This window comes from Gluconacetobacter liquefaciens (assembly GCF_003350405.1).
In the GTDB taxonomy this organism is placed as follows: Bacteria; Pseudomonadota; Alphaproteobacteria; order Acetobacterales; family Acetobacteraceae; genus Gluconacetobacter; species Gluconacetobacter liquefaciens.
Genome location: NZ_QQAW01000003.1, coordinates 254,589 through 270,054, shown reverse-complemented (window position 1 = coordinate 270,054; position 15,466 = coordinate 254,589). Strand labels below are relative to the sequence as shown.

Annotated in this window: 15 protein-coding genes and 2 pseudogenes; 3 read left to right on the top strand and 14 right to left on the bottom strand. The window is 64.5% G+C overall.

Annotated features, from left to right (window positions below; translation table 11 throughout):
- Positions 1-36 precede the first annotated feature (36 nt).
- From C7453_RS07460 to C7453_RS07450, 3 genes and pseudogenes are all read left to right on the top strand, one after another.
- Positions 37-1,002 carry a thiamine pyrophosphate-dependent dehydrogenase E1 component subunit alpha gene (locus C7453_RS07460; RefSeq protein ID WP_114726904.1) on the top strand — a complete coding sequence of 322 codons (966 nt, stop codon included), beginning with the start codon at positions 37-39 and terminating at the stop codon, positions 1,000-1,002.
- Positions 1,003-1,044: 42 nt separating this feature from the next.
- Positions 1,045-2,074, top strand: a pseudogene (locus C7453_RS07455) (alpha-ketoacid dehydrogenase subunit beta).
- 2 nt (positions 2,075-2,076) lie between these two features.
- Positions 2,077-3,199 (top strand): annotated as a pseudogene (locus C7453_RS07450) (acetoin dehydrogenase dihydrolipoyllysine-residue acetyltransferase subunit).
- A gap of 55 nt (positions 3,200-3,254) precedes the next feature.
- Here C7453_RS07450 and C7453_RS07445 read toward each other — a convergent pair.
- From C7453_RS07445 to C7453_RS07380, 14 genes are all read right to left on the bottom strand, one after another.
- Entirely contained in the window at positions 3,255-3,668 is a 414-nt protein-coding gene (locus C7453_RS07445; protein WP_114726903.1) for a TadE/TadG family type IV pilus assembly protein, read from the bottom strand.
- Entirely contained in the window at positions 3,665-4,147 is a 483-nt protein-coding gene (locus tag C7453_RS07440; protein ID WP_114726902.1) for a TadE/TadG family type IV pilus assembly protein, read from the bottom strand. The genes C7453_RS07445 and C7453_RS07440 overlap by 4 nt, the downstream gene beginning before the upstream one ends.
- Positions 4,144-5,397, bottom strand: coding sequence for a pilus assembly protein TadG-related protein (locus C7453_RS07435; RefSeq protein WP_114726901.1), 1,254 nt, complete (start codon positions 5,395-5,397; stop codon positions 4,144-4,146). Before C7453_RS07435 ends, C7453_RS07440 begins: the two co-directional genes overlap by 4 nt.
- 2 nt (positions 5,398-5,399) lie before the next feature.
- On the bottom strand, positions 5,400-6,155 hold the full coding sequence (locus tag C7453_RS07430; protein WP_114726900.1) for a tetratricopeptide repeat protein: 756 nt from the start codon (positions 6,153-6,155) through the stop codon (positions 5,400-5,402).
- 34 nt (positions 6,156-6,189) lie between these two features.
- A complete protein-coding gene (locus C7453_RS07425; RefSeq protein ID WP_114726899.1) occupies positions 6,190-7,140 on the bottom strand; it encodes a type II secretion system F family protein in 951 nt (316 codons plus the stop codon).
- A complete protein-coding gene (locus C7453_RS07420) occupies positions 7,137-8,105 on the bottom strand; it encodes a type II secretion system F family protein (protein WP_114726898.1) in 969 nt (322 codons plus the stop codon). The genes C7453_RS07425 and C7453_RS07420 overlap by 4 nt, the downstream gene beginning before the upstream one ends.
- Positions 8,099-9,466, bottom strand: coding sequence for a CpaF family protein (locus C7453_RS07415; RefSeq protein WP_114727068.1), 1,368 nt, complete (start codon positions 9,464-9,466; stop codon positions 8,099-8,101). Before C7453_RS07415 ends, C7453_RS07420 begins: the two co-directional genes overlap by 7 nt.
- Before the next feature lie 32 nt (positions 9,467-9,498).
- On the bottom strand, positions 9,499-10,722 hold the full coding sequence (locus C7453_RS07410) for an AAA family ATPase (RefSeq protein WP_114726897.1): 1,224 nt from the start codon (positions 10,720-10,722) through the stop codon (positions 9,499-9,501).
- 3 nt (positions 10,723-10,725) lie between these two features.
- Positions 10,726-11,046, bottom strand: coding sequence for a CpaD family pilus assembly lipoprotein (locus C7453_RS07405; RefSeq protein ID WP_170143156.1), 321 nt, complete (start codon positions 11,044-11,046; stop codon positions 10,726-10,728).
- Positions 11,047-11,078: 32 nt separating this feature from the next.
- The gene (locus C7453_RS07400; protein WP_114726895.1) at positions 11,079-12,464 is read right to left on the bottom strand and encodes a type II and III secretion system protein family protein; all 1,386 of its coding nucleotides are present in this window, start codon (positions 12,462-12,464) and stop codon (positions 11,079-11,081) included.
- Positions 12,464-13,258 (bottom strand): Flp pilus assembly protein CpaB, encoded by a 795-nt coding sequence (cpaB, locus tag C7453_RS07395; protein WP_255318158.1) that lies wholly within the window; start codon positions 13,256-13,258, stop codon positions 12,464-12,466. Before cpaB ends, C7453_RS07400 begins: the two co-directional genes overlap by 1 nt.
- Positions 13,259-13,297: 39 nt before the next feature.
- Positions 13,298-13,822 carry an A24 family peptidase gene (locus C7453_RS07390; RefSeq protein ID WP_141288719.1) on the bottom strand — a complete coding sequence of 175 codons (525 nt, stop codon included), beginning with the start codon at positions 13,820-13,822 and terminating at the stop codon, positions 13,298-13,300.
- 37 nt (positions 13,823-13,859) lie between these two features.
- The gene (locus C7453_RS07385) at positions 13,860-14,084 is read right to left on the bottom strand and encodes a Flp family type IVb pilin (protein ID WP_114726892.1); all 225 of its coding nucleotides are present in this window, start codon (positions 14,082-14,084) and stop codon (positions 13,860-13,862) included.
- A gap of 221 nt (positions 14,085-14,305) precedes the next feature.
- A complete protein-coding gene (locus C7453_RS07380) occupies positions 14,306-15,463 on the bottom strand; it encodes a glycosyltransferase family 4 protein (protein ID WP_114726891.1) in 1,158 nt (385 codons plus the stop codon).
- Positions 15,464-15,466 lie beyond the last annotated feature (3 nt).

Genomic DNA, 15,466 nt, shown 5'->3' with positions numbered 1-15,466 from the left:
GATTCGATATCCCCGGAATAACAGGGAAGATTTCCAATGCAGATCGCACGGGAAACATTGCTTCGCTCCTATCGGGCCATGCGCACGATCCGCGATTTCGAGGAGCGTCTGCACGTCGAGTTCGCCACAGGTGAGATCCCCGGCTTCGTCCACCTCTATTGTGGCGAGGAAGCGTCGGGCGTCGGCGTCTGCGCCAACCTGACGGATAACGACACCATCTCCAGCACGCATCGCGGCCACGGCCATTGCATCGCCAAGGGCGTCGAAGTCTCGGGCATGATGGCCGAGATTTACGGCAAGAGCACCGGCGTCTGCCGGGGCAAGGGCGGCTCGATGCACATCGCCGATCTCTCGCGGGGCATGCTGGGCGCCAACGGCATCGTTGGCGGCGGCCCGCCGCTGATGTGCGGCGCGGCCCTGTCACACAAGACGCTGAAAGATGGCGGCGTCGCGGTCGCCTTCTTCGGCGACGGCGCGTCAAACGAGGGCACCACGCTGGAAAGCCTCAACCTCGCCACGGTATGGAAACTGCCGGTGGTCTTCGTGGTCGAAGATAACGGCTACGGCGAAGCCACAGGCTCGTCCTTCGCGGTGGCAGGCACGCAGAAGGACCGCGCAGCCGGATTCGGCATGCCCTACCTGGAATGCGACGGGTCAGACTTCTTCGCGGTCTACCAGACGGCCGGCGAAGCCATCGCCCATGCACGCGCCGGCAAAGGGCCGATCATGCTGCATGTGCATCTCCAGCGCTGGTACGGCCATTTCGAAGGCGACGCCATGACGTACCGCGCCGCCGGCGAGGTCGCCGAGGCCAAGCGCGACCATGACTGCCTGGAACTGTTCCGCAAGAAGGTGACCGAGGCCGGCCTGCTGGAGCACGCGGAACTAGACGCGATCGACGAATCCGTGCGCGACGAGATCGAAAGCTCGGTCATCGCCGCCAAGGCCGCCCCGCTGCCCGAGCCCGCCGACCTGCTGGCCGATGTCTATGTCCGGTACTGAGCGCCCCGCCTCATCCTCCCGCGAGCCAGAAAAGAGACAATCATGAGCAAAAAGAGCTTCCGGCAGGCCATCAACGAGGCCATGCGACTGGAAATGCGCCGCGATCCGCGCGTGATCATCATGGGTGAGGACGTGGCCGGCGGCCAGGGCGGCTCCTCCGGCGTCGTCGATGCCTGGGGCGGCGTGCTGGGCGTCACCAAGGGTCTTTACACCGAATTCGGCCCCGAGCGCGTGCTCGATACCCCGATCACCGAGGCCTCCTATATCGGCGCCGCCGCCGGGGCCGCCGCCACGGGCCTGCGCCCGGTGGCCGAACTGATGTTCGTCGATTTCGTCGGCAGTTGCCTCGACCAGATCATGAACCAGACCGCCAAGTTCCGCTACATGTTCGGCGGCAAGGCCCGCACGCCGCTGGTCATCCGCGCCATGTTCGGCGCCGGCTTCAACGCCGCCGCCCAGCACAGCCAGGCGCTCTATCCGCTGTTCACCCACATTCCGGGCCTGAAGGTCGTCATCCCCTCCTCGCCCTACGAGGCCAAGGGCCTGCTGATCGAAGCGATCCGCGACGACGATCCGGTGATCTTCCTCGAACACAAGGTGATGTACGACGACGAGGAGGAGGTGCCCGACGAGGCCTACACCATCCCCTTCGGCGAGGCGAACCTGACGCGCGAGGGCGACGACGTCACCATCGTAGCCTTCGGCCGGATGGTGAAACTGGCGAACGAAGCCGCCGACAAGCTGGAACGCCAGGGCATCAGCTGTACCGTGATCGATCCGCGCACGACCTCACCGCTCGATCGCGACACCATCCTGGATTGCGTGGCTGATACCGGCCGGCTGGTGATCGTCGATGAATCCAGCCCGCGCTGCAACATGGCCGCCGATATCTCGGCCCTGGTGGCGGAAGAGGCGTTCGATGCCCTGAAGGCACCGATCCGGCGGGTAATTCCCCCCCCACACCCCGGTCCCCTTCGCCTCAGTGCTGGAAGCCCTCTACCTGCCCGACGCTGCGAAGATCGAGGCCGCCGTCAAGGCCGTCATGAACCACAAAGTCACCGAGGCAGCCTGATCATGAACGTTTCCATCACCCCCATCACCATGCCCAAATTCGGTCTGGCGATGACCGAGGGCAAACTGGCCGGCTGGATGGTCCGCCCCGGCGCGACCGTCAAGGCGGGTGACGACCTGGCAGATATCGAAACCAGTAAGATCACCAACGCCTATGAAAGCCCGGCCGCCGGCGTGCTGCGCCGTCAGATCGCGCAGGAAGGCGAAATGCTGGCCGTCGGCGCGCTGATCGGCGTGCTGGCCGACGCGGATACGTCCGACGCCGATATCGACGCCTTCATCGCACAGTTCAACGCCGAATTTTCCGCCGGCACAGCGGAGAACGCCGACGATACCCCGCCCGAACCGAGCGTGATCGACGTCAAGGGGCGCTCGCTGCGCGTTCTGGATATCGGCCATGGCGATGGCGACCCCATCGTGCTCATCCACGGTTTCGGCGGCGATATCGGCAACTGGCTGTTCAACCATGCCGCCCTGGCATCCGACCGACGCGTCATCGCCTTCGACCTCCCCGGCCATGGCGGATCGGGCAAGGATGTCGGAGCAGGATCGCTGGAATTCTTCTCCTCGGTGGTCGTGGACCTGCTGGACACGCTGGGCATCGAACGCGCCCATCTTGTGGCGCATTCGCTAGGCGGCGGCGTGGCACTGACCACCGTCAAAAACGCCCCGTCGCGCGTGGCCTCGCTGGCCCTGCTGGCCCCGGCCGGCCTCGGTCCGGACATCAACATGGCCTTCATCGACGGCTTCATCACCGCCGACCGCCAGAAGACCCTGATCCCGGTCCTGTCCTATCTGGTCCATGACAAGGGGTTGATCGGCCGCAAGATGGCGGACGACGTCCTCCGCTACAAGCGTCTGGACGGCGCGGTCGATGCCTTGCGCCAGGTCGCGGCGGCAAACTTCGCCGATGGCCGCCAGACCGACAATCTGCGCCCGGTACTGGAGAGCGTTCCCCCCCACCCTGGTCATCTGGGGCAAGGACGACGAAATCCTGCCCTCCAGCCACGCGGCAGACCTGCCGGACGCGATCACGGTCGAGATCCTGCCCGAAACCGGCCATATGCCGCAGATGGAACGGTCGGAAGAGGTCAACAGCAAGATCAGAACCTTCCTGACACGCTGACCCTCAGGAAGACGGGCGCCCCTTCCGCCGCCAAGGCGGGAGGGGCGCCCCGCCCTCACAATACCTGCGGATAGCAGGCCGAGACCGAGAGCGACGGCGCGACAAACGGAAACGACACGCCCGACCATAAATCCGAACGGATCCGGACGGTGACGAAGCGCGTGCCCGACACGGCCACCCCATGGCAGGATGTGGCACGGTCATCGACCGACAATGCCGATACCGCCCCAGGCAACGCCCAGTCGGCAGCCTCCGTTGTCGCAAACCCCAGCGGATCGTCGCGGCATGTACCCACGGCAATGCATCGCGCCGTCAGGTCCGCCGTCATCTGCAGGCAGTCGCGCGTCCACCATTGCAGTCCTATTTCGATCGCACCCACCAGCATCGTCAGAAAAATGCCGGCCATGATGGCAAATTCGATCACCGCCGCCGCGCGCCTGTCGCGTAACAGATCCCGCCCACGTCTCATTGCAGCCTGACAATGGCCGTGTCCGTCAGGGTCGTCGAGGCCACCATCGCGTAGAACGGCATAAGCGGCACATAGCGATAGGATGCTGCGATGCTCATGTAAGTGCCAGGCATAGTCCCGTCCGGACAGATCCCATCCGTCGGCACCGCGATCAGGGTGCTGACCGTTCCCGGCTGAATGCAATTGGTCGTGGCCGAACCGACCGTGACAATCATGCCCGACAATCCGCCGGCGGCCAGCACCGCATTCCTCACATCGCCAGGCAGGAGCGCATTGTGCGTGCCAGAGGCATTCTGCTCCAAGGCAAAGGCATAGTTCGCGCCGCTCTCCACCGCTGAAATCAGCGTCATCCGATCCCAGAAGGCGAGCGGAAAATCCCCCAGCCCGGCCAGGACCGCCAGCAGGAACGGCGTCATCAGCGCGAATTCCAATGCGGCCACCCCGGCCCGGCCGAGACCATCTTGGCGGGCACCCGTCATTCCACCAGTCTCGCAACACCCGGCAGGTCATAAATCGGCCTCATGCCCGCCGCCCGGCAGTCGCCATCGGCGAATCTGGCACCGCCCTTAAACGTCACGGATGCGGCGACGGCATAAAGACAATCAGCCGCCGCCCCATTGTCACCGTCAATGACCAGGCTGGCATGCGGCGCGTAGATCGCGCCGGTCAGGGTGGTGGCCGTCCCGCCAGTGAACTGGAACAGGCCGCCAGCCGAGGCGAACAGCAATCCGGCCGAAGGTCCCGTAGCCGGTGCCACGAGATGGAGCGAGGCATTGCCGTCGATGGTGACATTGCCGCTAGCAACGATCGTCACCCCCACCCCGGTCAGCGTCGTACCCGCGTTCACGCTGAAATCCCCGCTGATGTAATAAACCCCCGGCATCAACGTATAGTCTCCGCCACCCACCTGCCACGCATAGGCCGTCCCCACGGACGGTGGCGAGAGCGTCGTCTGCCCTTTCGGCAGGCTCACAGCATGCAACGGCACGGCCAGCAGGCTTCCGTATGGCGCCGCATAGGGATCAGCCATTTGCGCCGCATACTGCACGCAGGTCAGCGCCGAACATATATCGCTGTCGCCCGGCCCGATGGTCCCGCCGGCCACCAGGTTCGCAACATCGATCGCAGCCTCCGCTCCGAGCGCCAGAGCACCATTGGTGCGCAGATCGCACCCCGGCATGCTCAGGCGGGCACCATCCTCAAGAACCGTCTCACCCGCGCCCGAAAGGGCGAGGACGCAGGCGGCGCCACCACGAGAGCGTACTGTCAGTCGCGCCACGGCGCGGGCCGAAACCGGCTGGGTGCCGGAGGTCAGGAACAAGGCACTGAACAGGCGCGGGGCTGCCTTCACGATCGTCACTGTGAGCGTAGCGGGCGCGGCGAAGGTGATCGTGGTCTTGTAAGCCCCGGCCATGTCGATCCGGGTCACAATTCCGTCCCCGTCCCGCCTCCCGGCCGGCAGGCCATTCAGTTCGGCAACAGCCGCAGCCGTATCCAACGCATCAGAGACCTGCCCGCTGGCCCCATAGCGCGCAACACCCGCCACGGCCGCGAGATCCGCCACGCGCTGCAATTCCAGGCGCGTCATCGCCCAGTAGCTGACGTCGATCGCGAGGCCCAACACCCCCATCAGCACCGGCAGGGCCAAGGCGACAAGCAACGCGACCGCACCGCGCCGATCGAACTCTCTCCGCAATCGCCGCCAACCCGTGCCCGTCGCGTCCGGCATGTCTACGGCACGGCAATCCGGGGCGCCCCTACCCCATCGCGCGCCTCAATGTAGGCCGACAGCGCCTGGCCGACCTGTTGCGGCGACAGATCGGCGGAGAGAATGCGCGCGGCCTCGCCACGTTGGCCGCCCATCGCCAGCACTGCCGCCAGGTCGTGACGCAGTTTGGCATTCGCACCGGCATCGTCCGCAAACGGACGCACCATGCGCTCTGCCGCGCTGGCATCGCCCCCCATCGCCAGTGACAGGGCCAGATTGACCTGCGCACCGATCATCTGCGGGTTGACTGCCAATGCCCGGCGATACGCCATCTGCGCATCATCATGCCGACGCAGGAGATCCCGTGCCACGCCAAGGTCATTCCACGCGGCGGCATTGCCCGGTTCCCGCCCGACAACCGACAGGAATTGCCGCTCGGCTTCCGCCGTGTCCGTCGCCAGCAGGCACCGACCCAGCCCCATATGAGCACCAGCCAGATCCGGGCGATGACGCAGGACAGCCCGATAGCTCCATTCCGCCTGTTCCGGCCGCCCAAGCGCCGTCAGTGCGTCACCCTGGATCAGAGCGGCCTCCGCATCCATCGGATCGTCGGTCAGGCGTGCCGTGGCGGCACGCAATGCGATCTGCGGCGCTCCACCGCGCAACGCCGCCCGCGCGACGTCCAGACGCCCACTCTCCCCATAGTCCTTCCCCCGGCTGCCTGCGCAGGCGCACAGACTCCCCGCAATCAGCACGACGAACGCCCATTTCGTAATCATGGCTGATTTCACAAATGATATCCCGTCCACTGCATCAGGGTTTGTGGTTATGAAGAATATGCATGACCTGAATGCCGGCAGGCCCTCCGGCGATCAAGAACACGCAAGGCATGATGAACAGCAGCGTCGGCAATGTCAGCAGGACGGACAGCCGCCCGGCCCCGGCCTCATAGCGCGTCAGTGTCTCCTGCCGCAGTTCGCCCGCCAGCCCGCGCAACGCATCGGTAATCGGCGTTCCATATTGCAGAGTCTGCAACAGTGTCGCCGTCAGGCGCCTCAGCCCATCGACACCGGTACGCGCTCCGAGGTTGACCAGCACCTGCCTGGTATCGGCAATCACGCTCAGCTCGCTGGCCGTTCGGGCAAACTCGCTGGCGATCGCGGGACAGACGTCCTGCAGTTCGACGCCGACCATGACGATCGCCTGCCCCAGCCCGATGCCCGCCTGGGTACAGATCACCATCACATCCAGCGCATCCGGCAGGCCGCGTTCGACTTCTCGCAGATAGCGGTTGCGCCGCGCCCGCACGATCCAATCCGGCAGCAGCAGGCCGCCGATGGCGGCGGGGGCGATCAGGGCGCGATACGACAATGCCGACATATCACTCTCCAACCGGGAAAGGAGAACGATCGCCGATAGAGGCAGCAGCGTTGCCAGCAGGATCTTGACCCCGATAAACAGGCCGACCGCACTGGCTCCGCGTACGCCGGTCACAGCCAGGGATGTGCGCAACTCGTCCAACGTGCCGGTTGATAAAAGTCCCCGCCTGACGATCCAGTGCCCCAGCGCGGCAATCAGATGAAGTGACGAGGTGCCCACTCTCCTGACCGCGACCACATTTGCCGCACGCCCCGATGGTGGCGCCTGCAGGTCGCGCAATCGTCGCCCGATGCGCTGCCGGCGTATGATCGCGGCCGTCAGCATCACCATCACCAGCAGCGTCGCAATCGTCGCCACCCAGAGCGCCGGCATCAGCCCGATCATGTCAAAGTCCGACGGATGATTGCGCGCATCATCAGAATACCCATCGCCAGGGACCCGATAGCAAGCGCCAGAATCACGTGCCCCGCCGGATCGGTGAACAGCAGGCGGATATAAGTCCGGTTCGTCAGCCACAGCAACACGCCCAGTACCAGGGGCAACACGGCCAGCACGGCGGCGCTGGCCCGCGCCTCCGACGCCAGGGCATAGCCACGGGCCTTCAGGGCCAACCGCTTGCGGATCACATCGGCCAGCCCTTCCAGCGTGGCGCGCGGCGAGCCGCCAGTCTGCGTCTGGAGCGCCAGCGAGGTGGCGAAGAACCGATATTCCGGCAAGCCCGACCGCGCCGCCATGTCGCGAAGCCCATCCTCCAGCGGAACGCCGATGGAAATCTGCTCCAGCATACGGGAAAATTCCGGCCCTGTCGGTTCCGGCACTTCCCGGGCCACGCCCCGCATCGCCTCCAGCATCGGAATACCAACACTGACCGACCGCACGATGGTCGACAACACGTCGGGAAACTGCCTAAGCTGCCGCTCCCGGCGCCTATCCGTCATCCAGCCGAAGCCGGCTCGGCAAAGGCCGATTCCGACCACGACCATGATCGGAATCGTATAAACGCCGACAAGATCGTTCATCATGAACATCAAGATACCCACCGCGACGAAAGCCCCGATCGGCACGATCCACCACGGCAGGGGATAAAGATCCGTCCCTGCCACGTCGACGCCCAAAAGCCCGACCGCACGCACGGCCAGCGGGCGCCGGGCCCGATGCAACGGCTTGAATGCCGACAGTTCGACTGCCGGCTCCGGACGATAAGCCCGCACCACCGCCGCCATCCGCGCATCCCGACGACGGTTACGCTCATGCGCCCGCAAGGCCAGCAGGCCACTCGCGGCCACCGCCACCAGCCACAGGCCGGACAGGCTCAGCAACATCGTCGGCGAGGCCGCGCCGCTCAACATTCGCCGGCAGCCTGTTCAACGGCCGCATGCCATTCCCGCTCCAGGCCGTAACAGGCCAGACGCCGCATGAAGGAAGGCGGCACGCGGCTAACCGTATAGTGCCCTGTCAGGCGCCCGTCGGGACCTTCGCCCTGGACCTCGAGGCGAAAGATATCGTTCAGGGTAAAGACATCGCCGTCCATACCGCAGATTTCGGTCACCTGGACGATACGCCGCCCGCCATCACGCTGACGCTCCACCTGGATGATCAGGTCGACGGCGCCCAGGATCTGATTGCGGATCGCGTGCGAGGGCAGACCCATATTGCCCATCTGCACCATGTTCTCGATGCGTGTCAGCGCGTCGCGGGTAGTATTGGCATGCACCGTCGACATGCTGCCGTCATGGCCGGTATTCATCGCCTGGAGCATGTCGAAGGCCTCCTGCCCCCGGCACTCTCCAATGATGATGCGGTCGGGGCGCATGCGGAGCGCATTGCGCATCAGTTCACGCTGCGCGATCTCTCCAGCGCCCTCCAGGTTCGCCGGCCGGGTTTCCAGGCGCACCACATGCGGCTTCTGCAACTGCAACTCGGCCGCGTCCTCGATGGTGATCACCCGTTCGCTGGCATCGATCAGCCGCGACAAGGCGTTCAGCAATGTCGTCTTGCCTGCCCCCGTGCCGCCGGAGACGATGATGTTCAGCCGCACCTGGGCGGCAATCCGCAACACGCGAGCAACCGGCGCGGTCAGCGACCCGAAGGCAACCAGCCGCTCCAGATCAATGATCTGGCGTCCAAACTTCCGGATCGTCAGATAAGGACCGTCAAGAGCCAGCGGCGGAAAGACGATATTGACACGCGATCCGTCCCGTAGCCGTGCATCGGCCATGGGGCTGGCCTCATCGATCCTCCGCCCGACGGCTGAGGCAATCCGCTGACAGATCGCCACCAGATGGGCCGTATCGCGGAACCGTACGCCCGAGGCGACCAGCCTGCCTTTACACTCAACGAAGACTTTGTCAGGCCCGTTCACCATGATTTCGCTGATGCGGTCGTCATCCAGCAACGGTTCCAGAGGCCCCAGCCCGAGCATGTCGAAGACGAGTTCCTCAGCCAGAATCCTCTGCTCACGACTGTTCAACTGGATGCGCCGCTCGGTCGCGATCTCGGAGATCAGCCGCTCCATATCCGCACGCAGCCGCTCCGGAGCCATGGCGGCGATCGCTGCCGGATCCAGCCGATCCAGACAGAGCGCACGCAGATCGGCAAGAATCTCAAACGGCAGGCTGGCGCCAGCGGGCTCAACCCTGGCCATAGGGTGCTGTAGCAGCACTGTCGGCGCAACCTTGTCGGGCGCGGACAGCGGGGACCCCTTGACCATGCGACGGCCAAAGGCCGGAGGACGAAACCCCGTCATCGCCGACCGAACGACAGCCAGCGTCGCCCGATCCCGGCTATCGGCACCCCCGACAATCCTGACCCGACATCCAGCATGCCCACCGCATCGACCTGCCGCGCCAGTTCGAACATCGCGTTGCGAAACACGCCGCGCGTGGCCACGGCTGCCTCCCCCAATGTTTCCGCATTTCCGACCTGACGCGGCAGATCGGGAATAATCAAGTCGACATGGCTTTTCAGGGCATCCTCCACCTGCCGACGATTCAGTGTGCCGGGCCGGCCCATACGGTTCAGGACCAGAACCGGCCGCTGTTTCTGCAAGGGGCCGGGCGGAACCCCCAGCAGACGCAGTGTCTCGCGCACCGATGCCAGGGTCGGCTCCAGAACCAGAATGCGCTGATGCACTTCCATCAGCAGATCGCGACTGAACCTGTTCGGCACAAACGGCACATCCGCCACGATAAAATTATATCGATGCCGCAACACGCCCAGCAGGGCGCGCGTCGCAACCGGTGCGCAATTCAGTTCGGTCATGAAATCGAGCCGGTCCGCCAGCACATGCAGCCGTTCGGCCACCGGAACAGCCGCGCGTTCGAGCAACAGCACGTCAATCCGTTCCGGCATTTCCAGCGCCTGGCACAACCCTGTTCCCATCGTCACGTCGAGCAGCAGGGCAGCCATGCCCCGATACAGGTCGGCATCCAGCAATACCGTATGGCGGTGCATCCCCACCCCGAACAGCCAGGCCAGGTTGGTCGCGATGGTAGAGGCTCCCACCCCGCCCCGGACACCTGTAACCGTCACGCACCGACCGCCATTATCGCGCTCAGGGATCTGCCCCATCAGCACCGGGCCGAATTCGCGCGCGATCTTTTCCCGCGTCAGCGGACGCGGCAGATATTCCAGCACGCCGAGTCCGCGCGTGACCTCGCGATAGAAATCCGCGCTATCCAGGGTGCCGACCAGTAGAACCGACACATCCGGCTCGACCACATTGGCCAGTTCGCGCAGGGCGCTGATCGGCTGCTTTTCTTCGCCGATATCGACGATCAATATTTTCGGGGTTGCCTGCCGGCGCAGGGCAGCGATGGCAGTCCGGACGGACCCACGGCGCAGATCGAGGGTGAAGCCGACGGATGATCCCAGACCATCACGAATGATCGCCTCGGTTCCGGCATCGTGGATAAACCCTATCAGGAACGGTCTGTCGTGCCGGCCCGCCGTGTCCATCTCCGTCATCGTTCAGTACCCGTATGCGGATACGGGCGACCCGCCATTATTGGCACCAGCCGCCAATCCCGACCCGGATCCTATGGCGCCACCGAAAATCCCGCTGGTGGAAGGCAATCGCTTCGGCTTGTCCTCGCGCACACGCTCGATCGCCAGCACCGGCGCCTGCGCATCCGTCTCCTGTTCAGACTGCCCACGCACCAGGTCATGCGGATCGGCAACCATTGCCGCCAGATTGGCCTGATTGGCCCCCACGGGGTGCCAGGCGTAGGGCTTGCGATAAGGCTCCAGCGACGCGCAACCCGCCAGCAGAACCAGAGCACAACACAGCATGCCCGACCTGACATGTCGCGCGCCCACCACCATCATTCGACAAAGAATCCGGCGCTCCCCGGCACGGCAACGGGCCGGGCGGGCTGAGTCGGCATCGCCTGCCGCAACAGCAGCAGGCGGTCCAACTCACCCGGCACCCCCGCCATGTCGGTCGGTGCGGTCATACGGGCGCGATCGACCACCGGCCGAACGAGATACGGCGTGACGAGAATGACCAGTTCGGTCTCCTGCCGATTGAAACTCCCCGACCGGAACAGCGTCCCCAATACCGGAATATCGCCGGCACCGGGAATGGCCTTGGTCGAATCTGTTAGCGAATCCTCCAGCAGACCGGCGATGGCGAAGGTCTCACCGCTGCCCAGTTCCACCGTCGTCTCCGCCCGCCTGACCGTCAGGGCGGGAATGACGGAGGTAGCGCCCGAGGTGGTGACCGAGACGCTGTTCTGGTTGCTCAACTGGCTCACCTCCGGCACCACATGCAGATTGATTCGCCCGTTACTGAAAACCGTCGGCAGAAACGTCAGGCTGACGCCGTAACTCTTGAAGGCAACCGAGATCGCCCCAGCCTGCTGTGCGAGCGGAATGGGATATTGGCCGCCTACCTGAAAACTGGCGCTTTGCCCGCTCATGACCGTCAGGTTCGGCTCGGCGAGCAGCCGCACCAGATTGTCCTGGGCCAGCGCATCGACCACCCCATTGACGTTGCTGCCCAGGCAGAACGGATTGCGGGTCGCCACACAGGCGGCCGTGCTGGCGTTCATGTTCAGCGTCAGCGCCGGAAAGCTGCCGAACTTTCCCATATTGCCGACCGCCTGCCAGTCGATTCCCAACTGGCGGACCACATTCCGGTCCATCTCGGCAATCCGCACGACGAGCGTGACCTGCGTAGCAGAGCGGATAGCGATCCGATCGGTCACCCCCTGGTTACTGGCCACGAACCCCTTCGCGATCTCCTCAGCCCGTGACGCGTCCTCGGGGGACTCGACCGAACCGGTCAGCACCAGATTGCGCAGATCGGCCTGAACCCTGACCTGGCTACCCGGCATCTGCCGCGCGATCTCGGCCTCGGCCTGCGACGCTCCATAGCGCGACGGCATCACATCGACGGTGAAGCGCGCGATCGTCCGGCCAGCGGCATTACTTGCCATCACCGTCGTCCGTCCGGCCGCCACGCCATAGAGGACCATGCTCGTGCCACTGGCCGGCCGAACCTGCACGATCCTGGGGTCGACGACGAAGATCCGGGCGGCGGGTTCGGGGAGGTATTCCATATGCCCGCTGCCGGCTTCCAGGCTGAGGGCCTGCATCCCCTCGGCCTGTTCCCCCGAACCGGGCTCCTGCGCATGGACATTGAGCGCCGGCAGGGCCGACAGGGTGGCCGCCATGACGAGCCACGCCACTCTCCCGCTACCCGCCATCAGAACCGCACCTCCTTCCCGTCCGCTCCCCCTTCGTAAAGCAGAACCGAACGGGCGGCCGGGGCCGGCACCACGTCATCACGCACGCTCCGCGAAACATCGCCGGCCCAGGCCGCGCGCGGCACCGGCTCGGGTTCGGTTCCGGGCTGTGCCGAGCGCACCGCCAGCGACAGGCGCCCCATGCGGGTCACCACCGAAACCTGTTCGGCCTGGATCGCAGTCACTTCCAGCGTCACCGTCCGCGCCTGGGGTTCCTTGCCGGCATCCCTGCCCTGCACCAGGCGGCGATCAATGGCGATCACCCGCACGTTCGACAGGACAATCTCGGCCACCACTCGCCGTTCGGCCTGCGGTTCGTTCGGAAAGGTCTGTGTCAGGATCAGGTCCACATGGTCACCGGGCCAGATCAGCCCGGCAGTGCCCGTAATCGCATCGACACCGACCGTCACGGCCCGCATCCCCCCATGCAGCGCAGCCGCCAGAAACCCCCGGTCGCCCGGACGCAGCAAATCTCCCGACCGCAGGATCATGCGCCCTCCAACGGCGTGAAGCAGCATGGCCCCTATGAGCGCCTCACGCGCTTCGGGCGAAGCGATCGTCATATCGGGGCTTTCCCGCCCATGGGGGATGTCGATCGTGGTTACATCCTCCGGTTTCAGCAAATGCCCTCCATCCAGTGACCGCGACGCAGCCAGGACCTTGACCATGGCAGCCTGCCGCACCTCAGTTCTCGCGGCCGGCCGATGGGTCGCGATCCACGCCACGGTCCCAAATCCCCCCAATCCGATTGCCATAAGAACAAAGAAAACAAAGCGAAACATCATATGCCCCGGCTACAGGAAAACGATGAGGCTTCCTCCCGTTATGGCACAGACATATGGCAGGGGGCATCCACGATGCAGTCGCCAGCGCTCGATCCGCAGAACACGTTGAACCCCGTTTCGAGGCGCCGCCCTGCCATGGCGCAGCGGCAGCGCCGCCCGACCCAGCAGATAACACAGGGCCAATACACCCCCGACCAACGCGATATCCAGAACCAGCGCCGGCACCTGGCCGGGCCGGAGCGCAAGGCCCACAGCCCCCAGCAATTTGGCGTCTCCGCCCCCCATCCACCCGCGCGACCAGCAAATTACCCCCAATATGAAGAGGCAAAAGCCGGACAGCACCCCACGCCACGGATAACCCCCTAGGCAGGCAAGCAGAAAATCCAACATGGCGACACAGAGAACCAGACGATCCGAGACCCGTCGGGTCGCGATATCATAGAGGGCAGCCCAGAACAGAAGCGCCGCCACGCCGCCCAGACACACCTCCGCCAGTGGCCACCCGGCCATTCCCGCAATGGCGCCAACCTTCACGAACAATATCAATCAAATCTGAGAATTTCGGACATGACTAATCGCCGCCGACTTTCCCGGTACCCGATTGATTACCATCCGATGAATCGCTCGTCGGAAGTTGGCTGGCCACATTATTGAACGTGTTGCCCAGATTTTTACCCATTGTCGTCAGCGCAGTAATGGCCACGATAGCGACCAGCGCCGCGATCAACCCATATTCCAGCATTGTCACGCCTCGACAGTCGCGCTTTAGAGCAACAACTTCCCGCAGGAACCGCATCGCACTCGCCTCTCTCTAATATTCTTGAGAGCCTATAAATCCGCCGAACACACTTCACACCGATTGCATTCAGGAAATCGGAACCAAACGGGGCGGTTTTCACTCGAATTTATAAAGTCAATATTAATACGTTACCTACCGAAACCATGACTGTCCATACGGTGCTCACGGAAAACCATATGATAATCTCGTGCCACCTGCGCCGCCTGGCGAGGCAGCCCTCAATGAGGCGCAGCCTGAGGGTCCGGCACCGGCTTTTTGTCCTTTGCGTTGTCCAGCAGCGCCGCGACGGCGTGAGCGGTGACAGTCGCTTCATCGTACCGGCTCTGGGCACGTATCCGCCCGGAATTGCCCATCCGATATCGAAGGTCCGAATCCCGTACCAGGCGCAACAGCGCCCGGGCCAGCGGTGCAACCTCTCCAAAGGGCACCAGCAGCCCGGTGCGGCCGTTCACCACCTGCTCGCGCGGGCCACGGATATCGGTGGCCACGACGGGCAGGCCGCACAGCATCGCTTCGATCACCGACATCGGCAGCCCCTCGAAATGGCTGGGCAACACAAAGATATCCGCGGCCGCCAGCAGGGCCGGAATGTCCCTCCGATAGCCCAGCCGGCGCAGCCGTCCGCCAAGCTCGCGCTCCGCACGCGCGAAATTCTCGTCCAGCGACGATCCATGGTCCGATGCCAGGCGTTCGCCCACCACCCAGAGTTCCGCTCCGGGCACTTGTTCCATGGCCTCCAGCAACTCCGGATAACCCTTGTGACGTACCAGCCGTGAAACGGCGACGATCACGACCGCGTTGGGCGACACGCCCAGTTCGGCACGAATCCGCTGCCGCGCTTCAGGATCGGGATGAAAGCTGGCCGGATCGCGGCCATTGCCCAGCGCAAGCGGCTTCGGGTGGATATGCAGGCGCTGCGCGTCCTCTGCCTCCTGCGTGGAGACGGTGAAATACTGGTCGGTGATCCGGCCGGCCATCCATTCCAGCGCCAGCGACAGGCCCCGACGGGGCATCGACCCCGGCTGATTGAACAGAAACCCATGACACGTATAGGCCACGCACTGAACACCGCAGAGCTTCGCCGCCAGCCGCGCCAGCAGCCCACTGATCGGCATGTGCGCATGCACGATGTCCGGCTGCTCCTGCCGGATCAGGGTCATCAGCGCCGTGAATGCCTCGATCTGCGCCAGTGGCGAAAAGGACCGCGCCATCGGAACCGTCTCGACGCGGAAACCCTCGTCACGCACCTCGGCAAGTAACGGCCCATCCGCACAGACGCCGATAACCTCATGTCCCTCGGCCCGCAAACCGCGCATCAGAGGCAGAAGAAAATGCCGAAGGGAAAAATCGACGTTGGTAACTTCAAGAATCTTCATCGT

Bases quoted from the DNA above. Each gene is read 5' to 3' on its own strand.
- C7453_RS07425 (WP_114726899.1), bottom strand. From the start codon at position 7,140: ATGATCGGGCTGATGCCGGCGCTCTGGGTGGCGACGATTGCGACGCTG.
- C7453_RS07415 (WP_114727068.1), bottom strand. From the start codon at position 9,466: ATGGTCAAGGGGTCCCCGCTGTCCGCGCCCGACAAGGTTGCGCCGACA.
- C7453_RS07380 (WP_114726891.1), bottom strand. From the start codon at position 15,463: ATGAAGATTCTTGAAGTTACCAACGTCGATTTTTCCCTTCGGCATTTT.
- C7453_RS07460 (WP_114726904.1), top strand. From the start codon at position 37: ATGCAGATCGCACGGGAAACATTGCTTCGCTCCTATCGGGCCATGCGC.
- C7453_RS07410 (WP_114726897.1), bottom strand. From the start codon at position 10,722: ATGACGGAGATGGACACGGCGGGCCGGCACGACAGACCGTTCCTGATA.
- C7453_RS07400 (WP_114726895.1), bottom strand. From the start codon at position 12,464: ATGGCGGGTAGCGGGAGAGTGGCGTGGCTCGTCATGGCGGCCACCCTG.
- C7453_RS07420 (WP_114726898.1), bottom strand. From the start codon at position 8,105: ATGTTGAGCGGCGCGGCCTCGCCGACGATGTTGCTGAGCCTGTCCGGC.
- C7453_RS07445 (WP_114726903.1), bottom strand. From the start codon at position 3,668: ATGAGACGTGGGCGGGATCTGTTACGCGACAGGCGCGCGGCGGCGGTG.
- C7453_RS07430 (WP_114726900.1), bottom strand. From the start codon at position 6,155: ATGATTACGAAATGGGCGTTCGTCGTGCTGATTGCGGGGAGTCTGTGC.
- C7453_RS07435 (WP_114726901.1), bottom strand. From the start codon at position 5,397: ATGCCGGACGCGACGGGCACGGGTTGGCGGCGATTGCGGAGAGAGTTC.
- C7453_RS07440 (WP_114726902.1), bottom strand. From the start codon at position 4,147: ATGACGGGTGCCCGCCAAGATGGTCTCGGCCGGGCCGGGGTGGCCGCA.
- C7453_RS07405 (WP_170143156.1), bottom strand. From the start codon at position 11,046: ATGCTGTGTTGTGCTCTGGTTCTGCTGGCGGGTTGCGCGTCGCTGGAG.
- C7453_RS07385 (WP_114726892.1), bottom strand. From the start codon at position 14,084: ATGCGGTTCCTGCGGGAAGTTGTTGCTCTAAAGCGCGACTGTCGAGGC.
- cpaB (WP_255318158.1), bottom strand. From the start codon at position 13,258: ATGGCAATCGGATTGGGGGGATTTGGGACCGTGGCGTGGATCGCGACC.